Source organism: Micromonospora sp. WMMB235, from assembly GCF_001855515.1.
GTDB lineage: Bacteria > Actinomycetota > Actinomycetes > Mycobacteriales > Micromonosporaceae > Micromonospora > Micromonospora aurantiaca.
Genome location: NZ_MDRX01000001.1, coordinates 4521462 through 4544178 on the forward strand (window position 1 = coordinate 4521462; position 22717 = coordinate 4544178).

Genomic DNA, 22717 nt, shown 5'->3' on the forward strand with positions numbered 1-22717 from the left:
CTACGGGGGGATCGGCCGACCGGTATCGCTTTCGCGCAGGTCAGCGGGTCATTTACGGGTGGAGAGGACGTCCGGGTTGTTCACCACGAAGTCGGCCAGCTTGTCGTTCTTGACCGCCTGGAACATGTCCATCGTCGCCTCGTTGAACGTCTCCCGGCCGTTGCCGTTGCCGGCGAAGGTGCCGCCGTTGGTCCGCAGGGTGACCAGGTCGTTCCCGTTGAGGTTCTTGAGCGTGAAGATGAAGTCGGCGATCGGCACGCCGCCGGTGTCCAGGACGAACGCCTTGCCGGCCGCCTTCATCAGCGAGTTCAGCTTGATCGGGTTGGTGAGCATGCCGCCCTCGGTGGCCTTCTTGGCCATCGCCTTGATCAGCTGCTGCTGGTTCTGCTGCCGGTCGTAGTCGCTGTTCGGCAGGCCGTAGCGCTGGCGGGAGTAGTCGAGCGCCTCCCAGCCCTCCATCTCCCGGCAGCCCTTCTTGTGCACCACTGCCTTGTACGGCTTGCCGGTCTTCTTCGCGTCGGCGTTCCACATCGGCTTGCCGTCGACGTACGACATGTGGTGCGACTTGACCTCGTGGCTGACGCAGATCCGCACCGAGCCGAGCGCGTCGATCACGCTCTTGAAGCCGCCGAAGTTGATGATCGCGGCGCCGTCGAAGCCGATGCCGGTCATCGACTTGATCGTCTTGGCCATCAACTGGGCGCCGCCCTCCCAGCCGCCGCCGTTCTGGGCGCCGTGGAAGAAGGCCGCGTTGATCTTGTCGGTGCCGCCCTTGTAGCCGCTCTTCTCGAAGGCCGGGATACGCGCCTCGGTGTCCCGGGGGATCGAGATCAGGTACGCCTGGTCGTGGCTGGCCGGGATGTGCAGGATGATGATCGTGTCCGACCGGACGTCGTCGGCGGCCCAGCGGGCCCGTGCGTCCACGCCGAGCAGCAGCATGTCGATCGGGCCTTCGAGGCTGCTGCCGCCCTCGGCGTCGGACTTGCCGGCCTCACCGAGCAGGTTGCGCTGGGCGATGTTGTTGGTGGCCTGACCGATGACCGCCTTGCTGCCGACGATCGCGACGCCGCTGGTCACCATCAGCACCGCGCCCAGCACCAGCGTGAGCTTCGCCCAGAGCGGGTCCTTGCGCTTGGTGCGCTTCTTCTTGCCACCGCCGGGACCGCGACCGCCGGAACCGGGCTGTGTGGGGATGACCGGAGGGACCCGCCCGGATGATCCGGGTGCCGGTGACTGCGGGCGACGGCTGGTCTGGACCGACATGCGTGCTCCAGCTCGGTGATCGGGGGCGGGACCACTTTACGTATCTGTTCCCGTTCTCGCGACCTCGTAGGGTCGCAATTCCCGTCAATACCGGCCGACATCTTCGGGTTGTGACCGAACGGGCAGGGGTAAGGAGCCGGTCGGCGGTTGGCCTCCGTGGTGGCGAGGTCCTAACGCGCGAGACCGGTCATGTCGTGCCGGCGTCAGCCGCCCGCGTTGTCGCCCGAACCCTTCTGGTTGGCCTGCATCCACTCGGCCATCCGGTCCGCGGCGATGGCCTTGTACATCGCCAGCGCCTTCTCCCGGTCGGAGACCACCACCGATTGGCCGTCGATGGTCTGGCCGCCCAGGTGCGGGCTGGTGACGAACGTCAGGTTCTCGCCCCGCAGGCTGCGGAACTGCACTGCCATGTCGGTCAACGAGAATCCCTGGTCGACCGTGACGGCGGCGGTCACCGCCTTGAGGAAGTCGTTCAGCTTCTTCGGGTTGGTGAGCGTCCCGGTGCTGGCCGCCTTGTCCATCAGCGCCTTCAGGAACTCCTGCTGGTGCCGCATCCGGGCGAAGTCGCCGTCCGGGAACTGCTTGCGCTGCCGGACCCAGTCCAGCGCCTCGGCGCCGTTCATGTGGTTCACGCCCTTGGTGAACGTCCGGTACGGCTTGTGGATCGAGGTGATGGTCCGCTCCACCTTGAGGTCGACCCCGCCCAGGGCGTCGGTGACCTCCTTGAAACCGCCGAAGTCGATGGCCATCACGTGGTCGATCCGTACGTCGGTGAAGCACTCCACGGTCTTCACCGCGAGCGGCAGGCCGCCGAACGCGAACGCCGCGTTGATCTTGTTGCGCGAGCCGGAGTCGCAGGACGCGCCGGCGCTCTCCGGGATCGGCACGTACAGGTCACGCGGCACCGAGACCAGGTATGCGCTCTTGTGGTCGGCGGGGATGTGCATGACGATCACGGTGTCCGCGCGCCACTTGCCGGAGCCGTCGACCGGGGCGTCCGGATCCCGCGAGTCGCTGCCCACGAGCAGGATGTTGAACGCGCCCTCGACCTGCTTGGCCGGCCGCCCGCCGGTGATCCCGGCGAACGGATCGGTGCGCGCCAGGTCGTCGTCCAGGTTGCGGGCGTAGAACCAGGCGCCGAGGCCGCCGAGCAGCGCCAGCACCAGCACCGCGACACCCGCCACCAGACCGATGCGCCCCCAGCGCGGCCGGGGACCACGCCGGCCGGACCCACCCGGACCGCCGCCGCCCGGACCACCGGGACCGGTCGGCCCGGCCGGGCCGCCGGGACCGCCGGAGCGGGGCGCCTCGTCGTGTGCGGGGTACCACGTGGCTTCCGAGGGGCGGGCGCGCCCGGTGGCGCCGCGGCCGGAGCCGGGAACCGCGGCGCGGCCCGCGCCCCGGTTCAGGTGTCGGGGGAGCGGGGCGCCGGCAGACGAGGTCGCTGACATGTAACCGAGGGTAGGTCGGCCCGGCCACCGACGCCCTCGTACGCGCCCCGATGTCAGCCGCGTCCCCGGCGGGTTCAGTACCCGAGACGCCCGCGGAAGTACTCGATCGTGCGTCGGAGGCCGTCTTCGGGCGTGACGCTCGGCTCGTATCCGAGCAGTTCGCGGGCGAGGGTCAGGTCCGGGCGGCGCATCTCCGGGTCGTCGGAGGCACGAGTGATGTAGCTCACCTCGGACGTGCTTCCGGTGAGTGACACGATCGTCTCGGCCAGTTGCCGCATCGACATCTCGTGCTCGGTGCCGCAGTTGATCGGCCCGGTCTCGGTCGAGTCGAGCAGCAGCAGGATGCCGCGCACCAGGTCGTCGACGTAACAGATCGAACGGGTCTGGTCGCCGGTGCCGTGCACAGTGATCGGCTCGCCGCGCAGCGCCTGGGAGATGAACGTCGGGATGGCCCGGCCGTCGTCCGGGCGCATCCGCGGGCCGTACGTGTTGAAGATCCGCACGATCGCGGTGTCGGTGCCCCGGCTCCGGTGGTAGGCCATGGTGGCCGCCTCGGAGAAGCGCTTCGCCTCGTCGTAGACGCTCCGGATGCCGATCGGGTTGACGTTGCCCCAGTACGTCTCCCGCTGCGGGTGCTCCTTCGGGTCGCCGTACGCCTCGGAGGTGGAGGCCATCAGGAACCGCGCGCCGTCGTCGGTGGCCCGCTCCAGCAGCGCCAGCGTGGCCACCGAGCCGACCCGGAGGATCTCCACCGGCAGCTTCTCGAAGTCGGTGGGGCTGGCCGGGGACGCCATGTGCAGGATCGCGTCGAACCGCTCGGCCATCGCCGGGTGCTGCGGCAGGCCGTCGGAGATGTCCGCCTCGACGAGCGTGAAGGTCGGCTTGTCCAGCAGATGGGCCACGTTGTCCTTGGACCCGGTGACGAAGTTGTCCAGCACCACGACGTCGCAGCCGCGCTCGACGAGCCGGTCGACCAGGTGGGACGGTACGAAACCGGCGCCGCCGGTGACGAGGATGCGGTGTCCGGTACCGAAGCGGGGAGCGACCTTCATGGCGGCCAGCCTATACACGCGAGGCGGGGCCCCCGCGTAAGGCAGGGGCCCCGCTCGACGGTGGTGCTCAGTGGGCGCCGGCTCCGGTGAGCGAGCGCACCTCCAGCTCCGCGTACTTCTCCTCGTCGCTCTCCTTGGACAGGATCGTGCCGAGCCAGCCGCACAGGAAGCCGAACGGGATCGAGATGATGCCCGGGTTCGACAGCGGGAACCACTGCCAGTCGTGGTCGGGGAACATCGCCGTCGGCGCGCCGGAGACGACCGGCGAGAAGAAGACGAGCACCACGGCGGCGAGCAGGCCGCCGTAGATGGCCCAGACCGCGCCCGAGGTGTTGAACCGCTTCCAGAACAGGCTGTAGAGGATCGCCGGCAGGTTGCCCGACGCGGCGACCGCGAACGCCAGCGCGACCAGGAACGCCACGTTCAGGTTCTGCGCGTAGATCGACAGGACGATCGAGACCGCGCCGATCACCAGCGCGGAGATGCGGGCGACGGTCACCTCCTGCCGTTCCGACGCCTGCCCGTTCTTCACCACGTTGGCGTAGAAGTCGTGCGCCAGGCTGGACGACGACGCCAGTGTGAGCCCGGCGACCACCGCGAGGATCGTGGCGAACGCGACCGCTGCGATGATCGCCAGCAGTGTCGCGCCGCCCAGGTCCCCGCCGAGGAACTGCTCCCCCAGCTTCTCGGCGAGCTGTGGCGCCGCGGTGTTGCCCGCCTTGTCCTGTGCGGTGATCTCCGACCCGCCGACGATCGCCGCCGCGCCGAAGCCGAGCGCCAGGGTGAGCAGGTAGAACGTGCCGATGATGCCGATCGCCCAGAGCACGCTCTTCCGGGCCGCCCGCGCGGTCGGCACGGTGTAGAAGCGGATCAGGATGTGCGGCAGGCCGGCCGTGCCGAGGACCAGCGCGATGCCCAGCGAGAGCAGGTCCATCTTGCTGTAGAACGTCTTCAGCGCGTCGCCGGGTGTCTCCACGCCGTAGCGCAACCCGGGTTCGAGGAACGCCGCTCCCTTGCCCGAGGCGCTGGCCGCGTCGCCGAGCAGCGAGGACAGGTTGAACTTGTACTTGGCGAGCACCAGCAGCGTCATCGCCAGCGCGCCGCCCATCAGCAGGAACGCCTTGACGATCTGGACGTACGTGGTGCCCTTCATGCCGCCGACGGTCACGTAGATGATCATCAGGGCGCCGACCATGATGATGGTGGCGACCTTGGCGGTGTCGGCGTCCATGCCGAGGAACGTGGTGCCCGGCTTGATGCCGAGCAGCAGGGCGACGAGCGCGCCGGCGCCGACCATCTGGGCCAGCAGGTAGAAGATCGACACCGTGATGGTGGAGACCGCCGCGGCGGTCCGGACCGGCCGCTGCCGCATCCGGAACGCCAGGACGTCCGCCATCGTGTACCGGCCGGAGTTGCGCAGCAGCTCGGCCACGAGCAGCAGCGCCACCAGCCAGGCGACCAGGAAGCCGATCGAGTAGAGGAAGCCGTCGTAGCCGTAGAGCGCGATGATGCCGGCGATGCCCAGGAAGGACGCCGCCGACATGTAGTCGCCGCCGATCGCCATGCCGTTCTGGAAGCCGGAGAAGGACCGGCCGCCGGCGTAGAAGTCGGTGGCGGTCTTGGTCTGCCGGCTGGCCCAGACGGTGATCGCCAGCGTGATCGCCACGAAGACCAGGAACAGCGTGATGGTGAGGTTCCGGGCGGTGGTGCTGCCCGCCTCAGCCGCGAGGACCGTGTTCATGGGTCACCTCCCCCATCTCGTCGCGGATCCGGTCGGCGACCGGGTCGATCCGGCGGCTGGCGAACCGCGAGTAGAACCAGGCGATGAGGAACGTGGAGACGAACTGGAGCAGGCCGAAGACCAGGGCGACGTTGATGTTGCCGATCAGCTTCGTGCCCATGAATCCCCGCGCGTACGCGGAGAGGATGACGTAGAGCGCGTACCACAGGAAGAACGCGACGGTCATCGGGAAGACGAAGCCGCGCAGCGTGCGCCGCAACCCGGCGAACTCGTCCGACCGCTGGACGGCGAGGTACCGTTCCGCCGCCGACTCGGCGGGTGCGGACGCGGGTGTGTCCGTGGACATCTGTGGATCACCACCTTCGCAAGGCGTGGGGGAGTTTCGCGCACGGTAGAGAGCGCGCTCCCGGCCCGGGAAGGCTCCGCCGCCGGGCGGCGAACGGCTGCGCCGAACGGCACCCCCACTGCGCCCAGTGACCCACGTCACTCCGCTAACCGGTCACCCTCCACCCGGTCGATCATGAGGTTGACGGCGACAAATCGGACGCGGATCGCGGCCAACCTCATGATCGACGGAGGAGAGGGGTCAGCCGGGGAGGTCGTGGTAGCGGCCCCGGTAGTGCAGCAACGGGGGTGTGTCCCGGGGCAGGTCCACCGACTCGATAGTGGCCTCGACCAGCAGGCCCCAGCCGTACTCGCGGGCGGTGTCCAGGCGGCAGCCCGCCCACCCGCCGGCGTCGGCGGGCACCGGGCCGTACGGCGTCTCGGTCCAGGCGTCGAGCGCGAACAGGCCGCCGGGCGACGGGAACAGCCCGGCGAAGCGGTCGGCGAGCTGCCGGTGCTGCGGACCCAGCGGGGCCACCGCGAACCGTCCCGCCTCCTCGATCGCCGCCCACAGGTCCGACTCCGGGTCGACCAGGCCGAGCAGCCGGTCCGGTTCGCCCTCGGCCACCAGCGTGGAGGAGACGGTCAGCCCGGCCGGACCGGGCGCGGTCCAGAGCGTCACCGGGGCGGCCAGCCGCCCGCGCAGCCGGCGTACCGGCGAGCGTTGCGCGGCCGGCGCCGCGAACGGATCGGTGGAGTGGATCTGCGCGCCCGGCTCTGGATTCACGTGAAACATTGTGCCGCCCGCCACCGGGCGAGGCTCGACGGAACGCCCTACCCTGCCGGGCATGGCTCTCGTCCCACCGCAGAAGCTCGCCCAGGACCGGATGGTCAGCGCCGACGCCGTTCTCGGTGGTCAGGTCGATCTCCGTGCCTACCCGTACCGGCACCTGATGGTCATCGCCCGGCACAAGTGGGGCAGCAGTGGGTTCCCGCCGCTCATGGCGGCGGTCGAGCACCTGTCGAACTACGGCTGGGACCTGGTGAACGTGCTCAGCGTCGGCGACGGCCACCACGTCTACGCGACGATGCGCCGCACCGCCTGACGGCAGCCCGAGACGCGCGGATCAGTCGTCGTCGAGCAACCGGCGGGCGGCGGCCAGCACCTCCGGGTCGGCGCAGCCGGCCGCGTACCCGGCGATCCGGCGCCGGATGTCGCGCCCGAGCAACCGCTCCCCGATCCGCTCGGCGACCGGGCGCAGGAACGCGGGCCGGCAGCGGAAGTTGTACCGCCACGTCGCGATCGTGGTGCCGGGATCCGGGCCGGGCGCGAACCGCCAGCCGCCGCCGAACCGCTCGAAGAACCACGGTCCGCGCACCATCTTCATGCCGACGTTCGTCGGCGGTGACCAGGACACGTACTCGCTGACCATCACCAGGCCGTGCCGGGAGCGGGTGAATGTCTGCACGCCCCGCCCGGGCCGCGTCGCGCCGTCGACGAAGTGCTGCTCGCGGACGAACGGATCCCAGCGGTACCGCACCGGGGCGGTGGTCTGGGAGACGGCGAACGCCAGCTCCGGAGGGACCGGGACGGTGACGACCGCTTCGACGACAGGCATCAGCGCCTCGGGGTGACATTCGCCAGCAGCTCCGGCTGCCGGTGATCGAGTGTGTCCCCGGCCATGTACGCGCCGAGCAGCGCCGCGCCCCCGCCGTACGCCAGGCCGACCGGCAGTGCCAGCCAGAGCCACACGTCGCCGAGCAGCGCGGCGGCCACCACGAACGGCACCGCCACCACCGCGGAGCCGACCATGGAGACCAGGGTGAGCAGACCCTTGGTGAATCCCGCGCCGCTGTTCAGGGCGAACGGGTTGCTCGACTCGGGCAGCGAGTACGCGCCGAGCACTGAGACGAACGCGTTGATCGCGAGCCCGCAGCCGTACGCGGCGAACAACGCGCCACCCATCACGCCGAGCCATTCGGGCCGGCCGAGGACGACGGCCAGCGCGACGGCGATCACGAGGAGCATCGGCACCACGTAGATCGAGAACGCGGCCATCCGGGCCCGCAGCTCCACCCGCCCCGGCACACCGGCGACCACGTTCGCCGCGAACGAGCTGCCGTCGAAGCCGAACTGGTTGGCGAGCGTCAACGACGCGAGCGCCCCCACGAAGACCATGGTGAGGCTGACCATCGCCGGTGAGGAATCGGCTGTCGCCTGGTCGAACGCGGCGCCGCCCTCGGACAGGAACGCGGGGCCGCCCAGGTTGACCATCAGCGGCACGAACACGCCGACCACGGCGACGGTGATCAGGTTGGCCCGGCGGCGGGCGTCCCGCCACCAGTAGCGGCACTCCCGGGCGACGATCGCGCCGAACCGGTCCCGCCGGGCCCAGCCCACCGCGCGGGGGAAGAGCTGCGCGACCGCGCCGCCGGCCACAGCGCGCGGCGTCCGCGCGGGGCCGCTGCTCGCCGTGCCCACCATCGCCGACTCCAGCGACCGCGACCACCAGAACAGGAGTACGCCGAGCGTCGCGACCGCGATCAGCAGCTTCACCACCGCCGCACCGGTCCGCCCCTGGGCCACGTCCACGCCGGCGGTCCACGGTGCGCCGAACGGCGTCCAGCCGACCACCCGGGCCACACCGTCCAGCCGGTCCCAGTCGGTCTGCCGTACCGCCGCGAGCACCAGCAACTGCAACGGCCCGAGCAGCGCGGCCAGCACCGCGAGCAGCACGGCGGCCAGGTCGCGTACCCGGCGGGAGCGCAGCATCGTCGCGAACGCACTGGTCAGCGCGCGGGCACCGGCCAGGCAGACGAGCAGCCCGACGACCAAGCCGAGCGCGCCGACCAGGGCGGCCGCCCATCCACCGAGCGCGCCGGCGGTGACCACCAGCCCGGCCGCCGTGATCGCCGTCGCCAGGGCCGGCACGCTGACCAGGGCGGCGGCGAGCAGACCGGTGACCAGGGTGCGGCGGGACAGCGGCAGCAGCGCGAACCGGGCCGGGTCGAGCGTCTCGTCCACGCCGAAGAAGACGAGCGGCAGGAGCAGCCAGCCGAGCGTCAGAACGCCACCGCCGAACGCGGCGATCATCAGCGCGTACCGGGACTCGCCGGCCAGCCCCGGCGCGGCGAGCAGGAAGAACCCGACGGCGGCGAACCAGAGCCCGAACAGCAGGCCGAGGACGAACAGCGCGACCCGCCAGGTCTGACCCCGGAAGTTGTTGCCGAGCACCCGCAGCTTGAGCCGGACGAAATGCCAGGGCGACACGCGCCGGGCCGGACGCTCGGGGACGGTCACCGGGACAGCCACGACAGCTCCTCGCCGGTCGCGGTCCGGCCGCCGACCACCTCCACGAAGACGTCCTCCAGCGACCGGTCGCCGCGCACCTCGGCCAGCGTGCCCACCCGCTTGATCCGGCCCTCGGCCAGGATCGCCACGTGGGAGCAGAGCCGCTCGACCACCTCCATCACGTGGCTGGAGAAGATCACCGTTCCGCCGCCGCCGACGTACCGGTGCAGGATGTCGCGGATCAGCGCCGCCGAGACCGGGTCGACGGCCTCGAACGGCTCGTCCAGCACCAGCAGGCGCGGACCGTGCAGCAGCGCGCAGGCCAGCCCGATCTTCTTCTTCATGCCCGCCGAGTAGTCGACCACCAGCGTGCGGCCGGCGTCGGAGAGCGCCAGCACGTCGAGCAGCTCCGCCGCCCGCTGGTCGACCACCGCCGGGTCCATGCCGCGCAGCAGACCGTGGTACGCCAGCAGCTCCGCCCCGCTCAGCCGGTCGAAGAGGCGTACGCCGTCGGGCATCACACCGAGCAGGCTCTTGGCTCGGACCGGGTCGGCCCAGACGTCGTACCCGAGCACCCTCGCCTCACCGGCGTCGGGCCGCAGCAGGCCGACGGCCATGGAGAGGGTGGTGGTCTTGCCCGCTCCGTTCGGGCCGAGCAGGCCGTAGAACGAGCCGGTCGGCACGGCGAGGTCGACGCCCGCCACCGCGACCTTGGTGTCGAAGCGCTTGGCCAGACCACGAAGGGAGAGCGCGGGGTGCTGATCGGTCATGGTCCGACCGTATCGGGCTCCGGCCAGCGGCTGCTCGGGCGGCAGGGTGATCTTCTGCTCCTACCTGGGGAGTAGCGCCTACAGGCGCAGCGACTCCGGGGTGTGCAGGCGGAGCATGGTGGCGCCGACGTCGCGGGGAAGCCGACGCCGGCTCGCCATCGACACCACCACCATGACGGTGAACGCCAGCGGCACCGTCCACGCGGCCGGCTGGGTGGTGAGCGTGGCCGGCCACCCGGTCAGCGGCGGGCCGAGCACGGTGAGCAGCACCGCCCCGACGGCCGCGCCGCCGCCGACCAGCACCCCGGCGGCGGCGCCCAGGTCGGTCAGGCCGCGCCACCAGATGCCGAGCACCAGCAGCGGGCAGAAGCTCGACGCGGCCACCGCGAACGCCAGCCCCACCACCTGTGACACGTCCAGCCCGGAGACGTTCAGCGAGAGCACCGCCGGCACCCCGCCGGCGATCACCGTGGCGAGCCGGAAGCCGCGTACCGAGCCGCGCCCCAGCACGTCCGTGGAGATCACCCCGGCCACGCTGGTGAGCAGGCCGGACGAGGTGGACAGGAACGCCGCGAACGCGCCGGCCGCGACGAGCGCGGCGAGCAGCCGGCCGGTGGTGCCGTCGCCGAGCGCGGCACCGGGCAGCAGCACCACCACCGCGTCGGTCTGGCCGCTCACCAGCAGTTGCGGGGTGTAGATGCGGCCCAGCACGCCGTACACGGTGGGCAGCAGGTAGAAGACGCCGACGAGCGCCAGCACCACGAGCGTGGTGCGGCGGGCGGCGGCGCCGTCGGGGTTGGTGTAGAAGCGGACCAGCACGTGCGGCAGGCCCATGGTGCCGAGGAACGTGGCCAGGATCAGCGAGTACGTGGCGAACAGCCCTCGGTCGTCCTCGCCGGCGGTGTCCGGCAGCAGCCATTCGGTGGCGCCGGTCGCCGCGCCGGACACCTCCGGCACCGGGTCACCGGCGGCGAACTCCAGGCGGTCGCCGGGGCGTACCTCCCGGATGTCGCCGTCGGGCAGGGTGAGCGTCGCGCGGTGCTCGACCACGACGGTGGTCGCGGTCCGGAACGTCGGTCCGTCGGGCGGGGTCACCGCCGGGCGGGCGTCGGCCTGCCACTGCAACGCCAGGAAGATGGCGGGTACGGCGAGTGCGGTGAGCTTGAGCCAGTACTGGAACGCCTGCACGAAGGTGATCGCCCGCATGCCGCCCAGCGCCACGTTCGCGGTCACCACCACGGCGACGAGCAGCGCGCCGAGCGGGTACGGCGAGCCGGTGAGCGTGGCGAGCGTCAGCCCGGCGCCCTGCAACTGCGGCACCAGGTACAGCCAGCCGATGAAGATCACGAAGACGGTGGCGAGCGTCCGCAGCCGGCGGGAACCGAGCCGCACCTCGCAGAAGTCGGGCAGCGTGAACGCGCCGGAGCGGCGCAGCGGCGCGGCCACGAACAGCAGCAGGGCGAGGTATCCGGCGGCGAAGCCGACCGGGTACCAGAGCACGTCCACGCCGTACTTGAGGATCAGCCCGGCGACGCCGAGGAAGCTCGCCGCCGACAGGTACTCCCCGCCGATCGCGGCGGCGTTCCAGGTCGGGCTGACCGACCGGGATGCGACCAGGAAGTCCGAGGTGGTGCGGGCCAGCCGCAGCCCGTAGAAGCCGATGCCGACGGTGACCAGGGTGACGGCGACGATCGCCGGGACCACGTAGCCGTTGGACATCAGTGTTCCGGCCGTCGGATCAGGTCGACGAAGTCCTGCTCGTTGCGTTCGGCCAGGCGCACGTACGCCCAGCCGACGACGATCAGGAACGGGAAGGACACGACGCCGAGCAGCAGCCACGGCAGGTTGACCCCGAGCACCGTGACCCGGCCGACAGTGGGCGCGATGGCGAACAGCCAGGGCAGGCCGCCGAGCCCGACCAGCACCAGCAGGCTGAGCCGCAGCGCGAGGGAGAGCTGGGCGCGCATCAGCCCCTGCACGAGCGTCTCGCCGACAGGGGTCTGCTGGGTCAGCTCGGAGCGGGTGCGGTCGGCCGGATTGCCGACCCGGGAGACCTCGGCCAGCACGACCCGGGTCCGCTTCGGCGCGGCGGCCGGCACCGGCCCGCTGCCCGGCTCGCGGAGCGGTGCGGACGCGCGCGGGCCGGGAACCGGGGCGGCCTCGGCGGGCCGCCCCGAAGGATGCTGTTCCGCGGCTCCGGTCACCTCCGGCAGTCTCGCCCGCTCAGCGGGAATGTCAAGAGCACGGTTCCGAGCCCTGTGCACAACCTGTGGATAACGCTTCACGGTTGTGGATAACCCGGTGGATGGCGTGGAGTCGTTGTGGACAGCGTCAGCTCAGCCCCACCCGTACCGGGTTCGCGGTCGCCGAGCCGAGCCAGGTGTGCGGGTTGCCGAACCAGCACCACCCGAGCTTCGGCGCGCCCTGGCTGATCCACAGCGCCGGCACCCGCCGGTCGCCGCAGCGCGACCCCACGAGCGAGAAGCACCTGTTGCTCGCCAGCGCCTGCGGGTGCAACGTGACGAACGCCAGCCCCTCGTCGATCGTGATCGGCAGCCGGTCCTTCGCGGTCATGTCCTCGAGCGCGGCCGACGGCGGCACGTTGCGGTACTCCTCGCCCCGGTCCACGTCGAAGAGCAGGTACGCGGGACCGGACGGCACCTCCAGCTCCTTGATCGGGTGGAACGTGGGCAGGTCGTCGGCGGGGAAGTTCCGGTCGAGGACGCCGGTCTTGCGCTTGCCGGCGAGCGTGGTGAGCGCGATGCGTTCCGGCACCGGCACCAGCTCCCGCGTGGTCACCAGCAGGAACGGCACCCGGGCGTCGGTGGGAGCGGCCAGTCCGGCGGCACCGGTGACCGCCGCGTCGCGCAGCGGGGTGAGCAGCGCCCGGAACTCCTCCTCGGTCTGCCCGGCCAGTGCCGGGTACCCGAGCTGCACGAGGCGGTCGAGCTGGCGGTCGAATTCGGTAGCGGCGTCGAAACGGTCGTCGGACATGCGGTCCCCCACCCTGTCGTACGGTCTGCCGTACATTGTACGTCAGCGCTCCCGACGCCCCCGTCCCTCAGCGGCTCCAGTCCTGTTTCGCGGTGCGTACCAGCTTGTCCTTCAGCTCCCGGGTGTGCCGGCGGCTCACCGGCAGCTCGGATCCGTCGATCACCACCACGTAGCCGGAGTTGACCAGCCGCAGCTCGGCGATGAGCCGCAGCTGCACCAGATACGACCGGTGGATCCGGACGAACCCGGCATCGGCCCAGCGCTCGGCCAGCGTCGCCAGCGACACCCGGACCAGGTGCGACCCCTCCGCCGTGTGCAGCCGCGCGTAGTCGCCCTGCGCCTCCACCCACCGCACCGCCGAGCGGGGCAGCATCCGCGTGGTGCCGGCCAGCTCGATCGGGATGGTCGGATCCTCCTCCGCCCGGGCCAGCGCGGCCGGATGCGACGGCACCACCCGGGAGCCGATCACCCGGCGCAGCGACTCGGCCAGCCGCTCGGCGCGTACCGGCTTGCGCACGTAGTCGGTGGCGCCCAGGTCGAACGCGTCCACCGCGCCGTCGTCGTACGCGGTGACGAACACGATCGCCGGCGGCCGGGCGAACCGGCGCAGCACCCGGGCCAGCTCCATGCCGTCCAGCCCCGGCATCCGGATGTCGAGGAACACCACGTCCACGTCGTCGTCGCGCAGCACGCGCAGCGCCTCGGTCGCGTCCCCGGCCGTGTGCAGCCGGGCCACCCGGGGGTCGGCGCGCAGGTGGTACGCCAGCTCGTCGAGCGCGGGCGGCTCGTCGTCCACCGCCAGCACCCGGAGGAAACCGGTGCCGGTGACGGTCACGACGACGCCCGGACGCCGGGGTGGAACTTCGGCACACGCATGCTGACCTTCGTACCCGAACCCAGGCCGGTCTCCACCACCAGGCCGAAGCCGTCCCCGAAGACCGACCGGAGCCGTTCGTCGACGTTCGAGAGGCCGACGTGCTGCCCCGGGTCGTCGGCCGGGTCGCCGGCCGCGCCCGACACCTCGGCGATGCCGGCGGTAAGCGTCGTCGGATCCATCCCCACCCCGTCGTCCTCCACCGTGATGTGACACTCCGCGCCCGCGTCCCGGGCCTCGATGCTCACCATGCCGGTGCCCGGCTTGCGGGACAACCCGTGCCGGACCGCGTTCTCCACGAGCGGCTGGAGGCAGAGGAACGGCAGCGTCACCGGCAGCACCTCCGGCGCGATCTGGAGGCGCACCTGGAGCCGCTCGCCGAAGCGCGCCCGCTCGATGGTCAGGTAGCGGTCGATCGAACGCAGCTCCTCGGCCAGCGTGGTGAACTCGCCGTGCGCCCGGAACGAGTAGCGGGTGAACTCGGCGAACTCCAGGATCAGCTCCCGCGCCCGCTCCGGGTCGGTGCGCACGAACGAGCCGATCGCGGTGAGCGCGTTGTAGATGAAGTGCGGGCTGATCTGAGCGCGCAGCGCGCGTACCTCGGCCCGCGCCAGCCGCTCCCGCGACGACTCCAGCTCGGCCAGCGCGAGCTGGTCACCCGCCCAGTGCGCGGTCTCCAGCGTCGCCTGCACCAGACCCGGGGCCGGGCGCTCGTCGGCCACCGCCACCAGCGCCCCGACCACCCGCCCGTCCGCGCGCAGCGGCGCCACCACCGCGCCGCGCACCGGGCAGTCGACCAGGTCGCAACGCAGCTCCGACTCGCCCAGCACTGTGGAGCGCCCGCTGTCGGCCGCCCGCCGGGCCGCCGCGACCAGCTGGTCGCCGTGGTGCGCGCCCTGCCCGTCGACCGCGAGCAACGCGTCGCGGTCCGTCAGCGCCAGCCCGGCCGCGCCCACGAGGGCCCGCAGATGGCGTACGGCCTTCGCCGCGTCCGCCGCGGTCAGGCCGGCGCGCAGCGGCTCGGCGGCGAGCCCCGCGGTGTGCAGCACCTCGTACGTGGCCCGCTGCGTGGCGGTGGCGATGCCCCGCCGACCGCGCAGCCGCAGCACCGCCCAGAGCGCCGCGGCCAGCGCGGTGACCAGCGAGACGACGGCGAAGACGGCGGAGAGGTTGCCACCCACGCAGCGATCCTGCCGGGTGCCGGCCCGGTAGCGCTAGTACGCGCCCTTGCGGGCCAGCACCACGCCCACGGTCCGCCACAGGATGCTCAGGTCGTACGCCAGCGACCAGTTGTCGACGTAGTAGAGGTCGAGCCGGACCGCCTCGTCCCAGGACAGGTCGGAGCGGCCGGAGACCTGCCACAGACCGGTCATGCCCGGCCGGACCAGCAGCCGGCGCCGGACGTCGCCGAGGAAGTCGCCGTCGTCGGCGGGCAGCGGGCGCGGGCCGACGAGCGACATCTCGCCCCAGAGCACGTTGATCAGCTGGGGCAGCTCGTCCAGCGACGTGGCACGCAGGAAGCGGCCCACCGGGAAGACCCGGGGGTCCTGCTTCATCTTGAACAGCATGCCGTCGGTCTCGTTCTGGTCGACCAGGCCGGCCAGCCGCTCCTCGGCGTCGACGTACATCGTCCGGAACTTCCAGACCCGGAACGTCCGCCCCTCGTGCCCCACCCGGGGCTGACGGAAGAAGACCGGCCCGGGGTCGGAGATCCGGATGGCGACGGCGATGGCGAGGAAGAGCGGGGCCAGCAGCAGCAGGCCCAGCCCGGCGGCGACCCGGTCCATCAGGTTCTTGACCAGCAGCGCCGGCCCGGACAGGGTCGGCTCCTCGACGTGCAGCAGCGGCAGGCCCTCGATCGGGCGGATGTGCACCCGGGGACCGGCGATGTCGGTGAGCTGGGGCGCAACCACCAGATCGACGCCGGAGCCCTCCAACTGCCAGGCCAGCCGGCGCAGCTCGCCCGGCTCGGCGCTGGCCGAGCCGCAGACCGCGATCGTGTCGCCGCCGACCTCACGCACCAGGGCCAGTACGTCCCGGCCCGCGTACACCGGCACCGGGGTCTCCAGGCCGCGCGCGGCGGCGTACCCGTCGGTGAGGTGGATGGCCACCGGCACGAGGCCGACGGACGGGTTCCGGGTGACTGTGGTGTAGACCTCCAGGCACTCCGGAAGCGTGCCGACGAGCACCATCCGGTGCCCGGCGTGGCCGGCGCGGCGGCGCAGAGCGTGCAGGCAGGCCCGGGCGATCATGCGGCCGAGCAGGATCAGCAGCAGGGCGCCGAGCAGCGCGAAGCCGACCGTCCAGCGGGACAGGGTGGTCTTCGTGGCGAAGGCGAGGAACGAGACCGTCGCGGCGACCGCGACGCCGCCGCGGATCACCCGCTTGAACTCGTCCGGGCCGAGGCCAAGGTAGCGCCGGTCGTAGGCCCGGTTGCCCCAGAGGATGAGCACCCAGCCGAGCGGCAGGAGCGCGAAGGCCACGGTGTAGAACCACGCCTCGGGCGCGTTCCGGAAGCCGGAGGCGGCCTGCTCGAAGATCTGCACGGCCAGGAAGCTGGCCAGGGCGGCCGCGCCGAAGTCGAGCAGCAGCAGGAATGCGATGTAGGGCCGGTGCCACCGGGACACCCGGCGCCGGGCTCGGGCCCACGCCGACCGGGGTACGCCGTTGTGCGACGGCGGAGTCGGCGGCTGGATCTCAAAGCTGTCGACGTGCCGCACGCTCTTGCTCCGGCCTCTGTCGGTTACCGGGCGCTGGAGGCTTGTCGTCACCTCAACCCATGTCCTCCCGCATGACCCGCGTCCTCACTCGGCGTGAGGGCCCGGGTCGCTCACCGTCCCAGTCTCCCACGCGGGCCCGGCCCGGACCGGCCCCCGCGAGGAAGCCGTTCCGCTGGTGCTCGGTGAGATCTGGCCGGCTCCGAATCAGTTGTGAAGCCGGGGACCGAGCCACTATACCGATGGATGACGGCTCGGGTAGAGGGGCGGACCGGGAGCATCGGCGATCCCGGGTCGATTCCACTCGGTAACCGGCGAATGCCATTACTCACCGTACGAGGCGGGACAACCTTCGGTCAGCCAGCGGCTTGCCACCGGTCTGACAGGTGGGGCAGTACTGGAGGCTCGAATCGGCGAACGAGACCTCCCGCACCGTGTCGCCGCAGACCGGACACGGCAGCCCCTTGCGGGCGTGCACCTTGAGGCCCGAACGTTTCTCGCCCTTCAGCTCCGCGGCCCGCTGCCCCATCGACCGGCGTACCGCGTCGCCGAGGACCGTCCGCGTCGCCGCGTGCAGACCGGCGAGCTGGTCGTCGGTGAGCCGGTCGGTGATCGCGAACGGGGAGAGCCGCGCCGCGTGCAGGATCTCGTCCGAGTACGCGTTCCCCACCCCGGCGAGCACCGACTGGTCGGTCAGCACGCCCTTCACCTGACCCCGGCGGCTGCGCAGCCGCTCGGCGAAGGTCGGCAGGTCCGCCTCCAGCGCGTCCGGCCCGAGCTTCGCCACGCCCGGTACCTGCGCCGGGTCGGTGACCAGGTAGGCGGCCAGCTTCTTCTGGGTGCCGGCCTCGGTCAGGTCGAAGCCGGAGCCGTCGTCGAGGCGTACCCGCACCGCGATCGGGCCCTTGCCGGGCCGCAGCGGGGTCGTCGCCGGGAACGCCTCCCGGTAGTGCAGCCAGCCCGCCCGGGCCAGGTGGACCACCAGGTGCAGACCCTCGTCGAACCGCACGTCCAGGAACTTGCCGTACCGGCCGGCGCCGGTGACCGCACGGCCGGCGACCGCGCTCGGCGGCGGATCGTACGTCTTCAGCGCGCTGATCGCGGCGACCTCGAACCGCTCGACGCGGCGGCCCACCGCACGCTCGCGCAGGTAACCGGCGAGCGCTTCCACCTCCGGAAGTTCGGGCACGGTACAACGGTAGCCTTCTTTCCCGTGAGCGCGAGGAATGAGCTTGCGAGTCTCATGCGCGAGCGCGAGGAGTGAGCTTGCGAGCCCCGCAGCCGCGAGCAGAGATCGGCACAGTCGCGAACGAAAGGCGAGCTCTGTGAGAATCGTGGTGGCGCACAACCGGTACCGGGAAGCCCAGCCCTCCGGCGAGAACACCATCGTCGACGCGGAGATCGCCCAGCTCGCCGCCGCCGGCGTGGAGGTGCTGCCGTTCCTGCGCAGCTCGGACGAGATCCCGTCGATGTCCAAGCCGGCCAAGGCGCTGCTGCCGATCTCGCCGATCTGGGCGCCGAAGGCCCAGCACGACCTCGACCGCCTGCTCACCGAGCACCGGCCGGACGTGTTGCACCTGCACAACCCGTACCCTCTGCTCTCGCCCTGGGTGGTGCGGACCGCGCACAAGCGCGGCGTGCCGGTGGTGCAGACGGTGCACAACTACCGGCAGGTCTGCTCCTCGGGCCTCTACTTCCGCGACGGCGTGATCTGCCAGGACTGCCGGGGGCGGACGCTGGGCGTACCGGCGATCGTGCACCGCTGCTACCGCAACTCCCGGGCGCAGAGCGCGCTGATGGCGACCACGCTCGCCGTGCACCGCCCCACCTGGAAGTCGGTGGACCGGTACATCGCGCTCACCACGGCGGTCGCTGATCATCTGCGCGACTACGGCATCCCGGACGAGCGGATCGTGGTCAAGCCGAACGCGGTGCCCGACCCGGGTGCCCCGGCGCCGTCCGGGAACGGCTTCCTCTTCATGGGCCGGCTCAGCCCCGAGAAGGGCCTCGATCTGCTGCTCGCGGCGTGGCGCCGGCACCCCGTGGGCGCGCTCGGCCCGCTGCGCATCGCCGGTGACGGCGAGCTGCGTCCGCTCGCCGAGGCGGCCGCCGCCGAGCGGCCCGACGTGCTCTACCTGGGCCAGCTCGACCGCTCCGGGGTACGCGCGGCGCTGGCCGACAGCTCCGTGGTGCTGGCCACCTCCACCTGGCACGACGTGCTGCCCACCGTGATCATCGAGGCGCTGGCGTCGGGGCGGCCGGTGCTCGGCACCGCGCTCGGCGGCATCCCGTACCTGGTGGGCGCGGACGGCCCGCGTGAGCCCGCCGGTACCGGCCCGGCCGAGGTGGCCACCGCGGCACCGGGCGACGGGCGGGTCGCGCTGCCGTCAGGGGTGCAGCGCGGCGAGGCCGGCTGGGTGGTGGCGCCCGAGGTGGACGTGCTCGCCGCCGCGCTGCCGCTGGCCGCCGCCGAGGCACGCATGCTCGCCGGCCCGGCCCGGTCCCGCTACGAGCGCACCTTCCACCCCGACGTGATCACGAAGCGCCTGATCGACATCTACGCCGGCCTGGCCGGAGGTCGTCCCGCGCGCTGACCGAGGTGTTAGGAAGGGCCCCTTTCAATGCACGAGGCGTTAAGAAGGGGCCCTTCCTTACCGCAGGGAGGCGCGGGCGGAGAAGGCGATGCTTGCCAGCAGGAATCCGCCGTTGACCACGGTGAACGCGACCATCAGCCAGAGCGCCAGCGCGGGGGTGAAGGCCAGCACCAGGCCGGCCAGGAAGATCACCGCGCCGTAGTCGCGGACCAGCTTGACCAGGCGTACCGGGAGCGAGGTCGAGGTCACCATGCTCGCCGCGTTCGGCCCCGACTGCATCACCGAGGTCACCAGGTTGACCATCCAGGTGCCCGCGAACACCGCCACCAGCCAGACCGGCGTGGACGGGCGCTGCGCCACGGCTGTCGCGCCGATGGCGGCCACCAGCGCGATCTGGGCGGCCACGTCGCAGAGCACGTCGACCCGGGCACCGGCCGCGCTGCCCTGACCGGTCACCCGCGCGAGCTGCCCGTCGGCGCAGTCCAGCGCGTACGCGATCTGCCAGGCGACCAGGGCGACCAGCCCGACCACCCAGGCCGGTACGGTGCCGGCGGCCACGTCGTCGGCGAGCGCCACCACTGTGACCGAGGCGGCCAGCCCCAGCACCAGGTTGGCGAGCGTCAGCGCGGTCGGGCGCAACCCGAGGCGCTGCGCGGCCAGCGCGAAGGCCGCCCCGATCCACTGGCTGATCGACTCGCTGAACAGGCCGCCTCCCCGGTTGACCCGGTGGAAGTCGGCGACGGTGGGACGGGGCTCAGCCAATGTGGTCGCGGAGGGCACCGGCGTAGTCTGCCAGCCGCTCCCGCGTCTCGGTAGCGGACATCGCGAGGTGTTCGAGGATGGTGTAGCGGTCCGGCCGGGTGGCCGGCGCGAACTGCACCGCCTCGACGAACTGGTCGTCGGTCAGCTCGACCTCGGCCGGCAGCCGGGGCAGCCCGTGCCGGGTCAGGCAGGCCGCCATCTCGGCGAACCGGCGCTCGTCGCCGCGCAGGAACGTGCAGAACAGCGCGCCGAGCCCGGCCAGCTCGCCGTGCGAGGCGGTGCCGGGGAACAGCGCGTCGATCGCGTGCATGATCTCGTGGCAGCCGCCGCTGCACGGCCGGCTGGTGCCCTCGATCGCCATCGCCAGACCACTGGAGATCAGCGCGTCGGCGAGCACCGTGACGAAGCCGTCGTCGCTCATGTCGCCCGGGTGGTTGAGCACCGCCTCGGCGCCGGCGCGCGACAGCGAGGCGGCCAGCCCGTCGACCCGCTCACCGCGTACCCGCCGGGCCAGTTCCCAGTCCGCCAGTGCGCTGATGTTGCTCACCACGTCGCCGACGCCGGCCCGGTTGTGCCGCTCCGGCCCGGCCTCCACGAAGTCCAGGTCCACGATCACCGCGATCGGGATGTGCACACCGTAGGAGCCCTTCAGGCCCTCCGTGATCAGGCTCGCCACCGGAGAGGCGATGCCGTCGTTGGCGAGGCTCGTCGCCACCGACACCATCGGCAGCCCGCGCCGGGTCGCCGCGTACTTGGCCACGTCGATGGTCTTGCCGCCGCCGATGCCGACCACCGCGTCGTACGACCGGGTGCGCAGCTTCGCCCCCAGGTCGTCGGCGGCGTCGAGCGTCCCCCCGGCCACCGTGAACACGTCGGCCGAGCGCAGCGACGGCCGGATCAGCTCGGCGATCCGTTCGCCCTGCCCCGGCCCGACCACCACGGCGACGTCGCCACCGGCCGAGATCCGCCCGTCGGAGAGGATCGCCGCCAGATCGGCCACCGCGCCCCGCCGCACGTCGATGTGCAGCGGGGTGAGGACGCTGCGGGCTAGTAGCGGCACGCGATCTCCCGCGCCCGGGCCAGATCGGCGTGGTTGTCGACCTCGACCCAGGAGACGTCGCCGATCGGGGCCGCCCGCACCTCGCCGCCGCGCTCGGCGAACTCCTGGTAGCCGTCCTCGTAGTAGAGGTTCGGGTCGCGCCGCCAGGTCGCCTCCAGCGCGTCCGCGAGCGGCTCGGCCACCTGCGGCTCGATGAGCGTCGCGCCGATGTACTCGCCGTACGCCTCGCCCGGGTCCATCAGCTTGGTGATCCGGGTGAGCTGGCCGGCGGCGTCGAAGGTGGTCTTCATCTCCTCCTCGGCCAGCGGCTTGAGCGTGTCCACGGCGAGCAGGATGCCCGGGCCGCGCTCGGCCAGCAGCGTCTTCTCCACGCTCACCGGGTGCACGGTGTCGCCGTTTACGAGCAGCACCCCACGGGAGAAGTGCTCACGCGCCAGCCAGAGCGAGTACGCGTTGTTCCACTCCTCGGCCTTGTCGTTGTGGACCAGGGTGATCGTGACGCCGTACTTCTCCTCCAGGGCGGCCTGGCGCTGCCGCACCGCGTCGGCCGCGTAGCCGACCACGATCACGACTTCGTTCAGCCCCACCTCGGCGAGGTTGCGCAGCGCGATGTCGAGGATGGTGGTCTCCCCGTCGACCGGCACCAGGGCCTTGGGCAGGGTGTCGGTGTACGGCCGCAGCCGGCGCCCCGCACCTGCGGCGAGCACCATCCCGATCATGCCGACACGCTCCTCTTCTCGACCCGATTCCACCCGGCGAGGATATCGCCGGGCACCGACCGGCAGTGGTTCAGCCCGTCAGCCCGATCGAGCGCAGCGCCGCGAAGCCGTCCTCCGCGATCCGCCGGATCATTCCGTCGTTGACGTTCCGGTGCTCGTCGAGCAGCGCGATCTCCGACTCCGCAAGCCAGCGGAACTCGGTGTGCTTGCCGGCTTCCAGCCGGGGCCGGCTCAGGTCGCCGTCCACCCGGACCAGGAAGTCGGTCTCCACCCGGGTCAGCCCGTCGTCGGCGGTGTACCGGTATTCGCCGACCAGGCCGAGCACGTGCGACAGGGCCCAGCCGGTCTCCTCGGTGACCTCCCGGCGCAGCGCGTCGTCGATCTCCTCGCCCGGTTCGAGGTGGCCGCCGACGATGTCCCAGCAGTTCGGGAAGAGGCGTCGCTCGGGGGATCGGCGTTGGATGAAGATGCGGCCGTCGTCGTCGACGATCAGCGCGCCGGCGCAGCGGAGGGGCTCGGTGGGCACCCTCCGACAGTAGCCATCCGGGCCGTCTCCGGCGATGCCCGTTCTTGTCCCGGTACGCATCGATGGCCCACCATGTCCGTACTCAGTCGCCGTCCCACAGGGGTGATGTGTGATGCAGGTACGGGAAGCGATGTCCAGCGAGGTACTGGTGGTCGGGCCGGAGCACACGCTCCGGCAGGCGGCCCGGATGATGTCGGCCCGCGGTGTCGGGTCGGCGGTCGTGATCGACCCGGACTCCGAGGGAGTGGGGATCATGACCGAACGCGATGTGCTGAAGGCGATCGGCGCCGGGCTCGACCCGGATGTCGAGCGCACCGGGGCACACCTGACCTGGGACGTCGTCTACGCCGGCCCGGACTGGACGGTCGAGGAGGCAGCCGCGGCGATGGCCCGCGGCGGGTTCCGTCACCTGGTCGTGCTCGACGGGCGGGAGGTGGCGGGAGTGATCTCGGTACGGGACCTGATGCGGGTCTGGGCGGGCGAGCACGCGCCGACCCGTACCTGATCCGGCCCGGCGCGATCGGCGCCGGGGAAAGGGCGATGGCCCGGCCGATATCGGCCGGGCCATCGTCGTATCT

23 protein-coding genes are annotated in these 22717 nt (G+C 71.8%); 3 read left to right on the plus strand and 20 right to left on the minus strand.

The window, feature by feature from the left end; all coding sequences use genetic code 11:
* Positions 1 to 48 precede the first annotated feature (48 nt).
* The 6 genes from BFV98_RS19875 to BFV98_RS19900 form a co-directional block, all read right to left on the minus strand.
* Complete coding sequence (locus tag BFV98_RS19875; protein WP_013289301.1) at positions 49 to 1263, minus strand: LCP family protein; 1215 nt, start codon at positions 1261 to 1263, stop codon at positions 49 to 51.
* Positions 1264 to 1466: 203 nt separating this feature from the next.
* A complete protein-coding gene (locus BFV98_RS19880; RefSeq protein WP_013289300.1) occupies positions 1467 to 2714 on the minus strand; it encodes an LCP family protein in 1248 nt (415 codons plus the stop codon).
* 74 nt (positions 2715 to 2788) lie between these two features.
* Positions 2789 to 3766, minus strand: a complete 978-nt coding sequence (locus BFV98_RS19885) for an NAD-dependent epimerase/dehydratase family protein (RefSeq protein WP_071097391.1) — start codon at positions 3764 to 3766, stop codon at positions 2789 to 2791.
* A gap of 67 nt (positions 3767 to 3833) precedes the next feature.
* On the minus strand, positions 3834 to 5507 hold the full coding sequence (locus BFV98_RS19890) for a cation acetate symporter (RefSeq protein ID WP_013477486.1): 1674 nt from the start codon (positions 5505 to 5507) through the stop codon (positions 3834 to 3836).
* Positions 5485 to 5853: a DUF485 domain-containing protein gene (locus tag BFV98_RS19895; protein WP_013289297.1), complete on the minus strand. Its 369-nt coding sequence runs from the start codon at positions 5851 to 5853 to the stop codon at positions 5485 to 5487. The genes BFV98_RS19890 and BFV98_RS19895 overlap by 23 nt, the downstream gene beginning before the upstream one ends.
* Before the next feature lie 240 nt (positions 5854 to 6093).
* On the minus strand, positions 6094 to 6681 hold the full coding sequence (locus tag BFV98_RS19900) for a flavin reductase family protein (RefSeq protein ID WP_318528075.1): 588 nt from the start codon (positions 6679 to 6681) through the stop codon (positions 6094 to 6096).
* Here BFV98_RS19900 and BFV98_RS19905 point away from each other — a divergent pair.
* The gene (locus BFV98_RS19905; protein WP_071097392.1) at positions 6680 to 6937 is read left to right on the plus strand and encodes a hypothetical protein; all 258 of its coding nucleotides are present in this window, start codon (positions 6680 to 6682) and stop codon (positions 6935 to 6937) included. The two genes, BFV98_RS19900 and BFV98_RS19905, sit on opposite strands and share 2 nt — an antisense overlap.
* 21 nt (positions 6938 to 6958) lie before the next feature.
* On the opposite strand, the gene BFV98_RS19910 is transcribed toward BFV98_RS19905, so the two are convergent.
* The 10 genes from BFV98_RS19910 to BFV98_RS19955 all read right to left on the minus strand — a co-directional run bounded on the left by BFV98_RS19910 (position 6959) and on the right by BFV98_RS19955 (position 17667).
* Positions 6959 to 7450 (minus strand): SRPBCC family protein, encoded by a 492-nt coding sequence (locus BFV98_RS19910; protein ID WP_030272668.1) that lies wholly within the window; start codon positions 7448 to 7450, stop codon positions 6959 to 6961.
* Positions 7450 to 9144, minus strand: coding sequence for an ABC transporter permease (locus tag BFV98_RS19915; protein WP_071097394.1), 1695 nt, complete (start codon positions 9142 to 9144; stop codon positions 7450 to 7452). Before BFV98_RS19915 ends, BFV98_RS19910 begins: the two co-directional genes overlap by 1 nt.
* On the minus strand, positions 9129 to 9893 hold the full coding sequence (locus tag BFV98_RS19920; protein WP_013289292.1) for an ABC transporter ATP-binding protein: 765 nt from the start codon (positions 9891 to 9893) through the stop codon (positions 9129 to 9131). The genes BFV98_RS19915 and BFV98_RS19920 overlap by 16 nt, the downstream gene beginning before the upstream one ends.
* 78 nt (positions 9894 to 9971) lie before the next feature.
* Positions 9972 to 11612 (minus strand): cation acetate symporter, encoded by a 1641-nt coding sequence (locus BFV98_RS19925; RefSeq protein WP_013289291.1) that lies wholly within the window; start codon positions 11610 to 11612, stop codon positions 9972 to 9974.
* The gene (locus tag BFV98_RS19930) at positions 11612 to 11992 is read right to left on the minus strand and encodes a hypothetical protein (RefSeq protein ID WP_071098944.1); all 381 of its coding nucleotides are present in this window, start codon (positions 11990 to 11992) and stop codon (positions 11612 to 11614) included. The genes BFV98_RS19925 and BFV98_RS19930 overlap by 1 nt, the downstream gene beginning before the upstream one ends.
* A gap of 232 nt (positions 11993 to 12224) precedes the next feature.
* Positions 12225 to 12887 (minus strand): DUF5701 family protein, encoded by a 663-nt coding sequence (locus BFV98_RS19935; protein WP_255368174.1) that lies wholly within the window; start codon positions 12885 to 12887, stop codon positions 12225 to 12227.
* 67 nt (positions 12888 to 12954) lie between these two features.
* Complete coding sequence (locus tag BFV98_RS19940) at positions 12955 to 13722, minus strand: LytTR family DNA-binding domain-containing protein (protein WP_071097397.1); 768 nt, start codon at positions 13720 to 13722, stop codon at positions 12955 to 12957.
* A complete protein-coding gene (locus BFV98_RS19945) occupies positions 13719 to 14942 on the minus strand; it encodes a histidine kinase (protein WP_013289287.1) in 1224 nt (407 codons plus the stop codon). Before BFV98_RS19945 ends, BFV98_RS19940 begins: the two co-directional genes overlap by 4 nt.
* Positions 14943 to 14975: 33 nt before the next feature.
* Positions 14976 to 16481: a sugar transferase gene (locus BFV98_RS19950; RefSeq protein WP_013289286.1), complete on the minus strand. Its 1506-nt coding sequence runs from the start codon at positions 16479 to 16481 to the stop codon at positions 14976 to 14978.
* 325 nt (positions 16482 to 16806) lie between these two features.
* Complete coding sequence (locus tag BFV98_RS19955) at positions 16807 to 17667, minus strand: Fpg/Nei family DNA glycosylase (protein ID WP_013289285.1); 861 nt, start codon at positions 17665 to 17667, stop codon at positions 16807 to 16809.
* A 136-nt stretch (positions 17668 to 17803) separates the two neighbouring features.
* On the opposite strand from BFV98_RS19955, the gene BFV98_RS19960 reads away from it, so the two are divergent.
* A complete protein-coding gene (locus tag BFV98_RS19960; protein WP_030272663.1) occupies positions 17804 to 19072 on the plus strand; it encodes a glycosyltransferase family 4 protein in 1269 nt (422 codons plus the stop codon).
* Between the two features lie 57 nt (positions 19073 to 19129).
* Here the strand turns inward: BFV98_RS19960 and BFV98_RS19965 are convergent, their stop codons facing one another.
* The 4 genes from BFV98_RS19965 to BFV98_RS19980 all read right to left on the minus strand — a co-directional run bounded on the left by BFV98_RS19965 (position 19130) and on the right by BFV98_RS19980 (position 22139).
* Positions 19130 to 19852 (minus strand): CDP-alcohol phosphatidyltransferase family protein, encoded by a 723-nt coding sequence (locus BFV98_RS19965; RefSeq protein WP_071097399.1) that lies wholly within the window; start codon positions 19850 to 19852, stop codon positions 19130 to 19132.
* Positions 19827 to 20894 carry an iron-containing alcohol dehydrogenase family protein gene (locus BFV98_RS19970; protein ID WP_013289282.1) on the minus strand — a complete coding sequence of 356 codons (1068 nt, stop codon included), beginning with the start codon at positions 20892 to 20894 and terminating at the stop codon, positions 19827 to 19829. Before BFV98_RS19970 ends, BFV98_RS19965 begins: the two co-directional genes overlap by 26 nt.
* Positions 20882 to 21613 carry a sugar phosphate nucleotidyltransferase gene (locus BFV98_RS19975; RefSeq protein ID WP_013289281.1) on the minus strand — a complete coding sequence of 244 codons (732 nt, stop codon included), beginning with the start codon at positions 21611 to 21613 and terminating at the stop codon, positions 20882 to 20884. Before BFV98_RS19975 ends, BFV98_RS19970 begins: the two co-directional genes overlap by 13 nt.
* 70 nt (positions 21614 to 21683) lie before the next feature.
* Positions 21684 to 22139 carry an NUDIX domain-containing protein gene (locus BFV98_RS19980; protein WP_030272661.1) on the minus strand — a complete coding sequence of 152 codons (456 nt, stop codon included), beginning with the start codon at positions 22137 to 22139 and terminating at the stop codon, positions 21684 to 21686.
* A 112-nt stretch (positions 22140 to 22251) separates the two neighbouring features.
* On the opposite strand from BFV98_RS19980, the gene BFV98_RS19985 reads away from it, so the two are divergent.
* On the plus strand, positions 22252 to 22644 hold the full coding sequence (locus BFV98_RS19985) for a cyclic nucleotide-binding/CBS domain-containing protein (RefSeq protein ID WP_013289279.1): 393 nt from the start codon (positions 22252 to 22254) through the stop codon (positions 22642 to 22644).
* Positions 22645 to 22717: the final 73 nt, after the last annotated feature.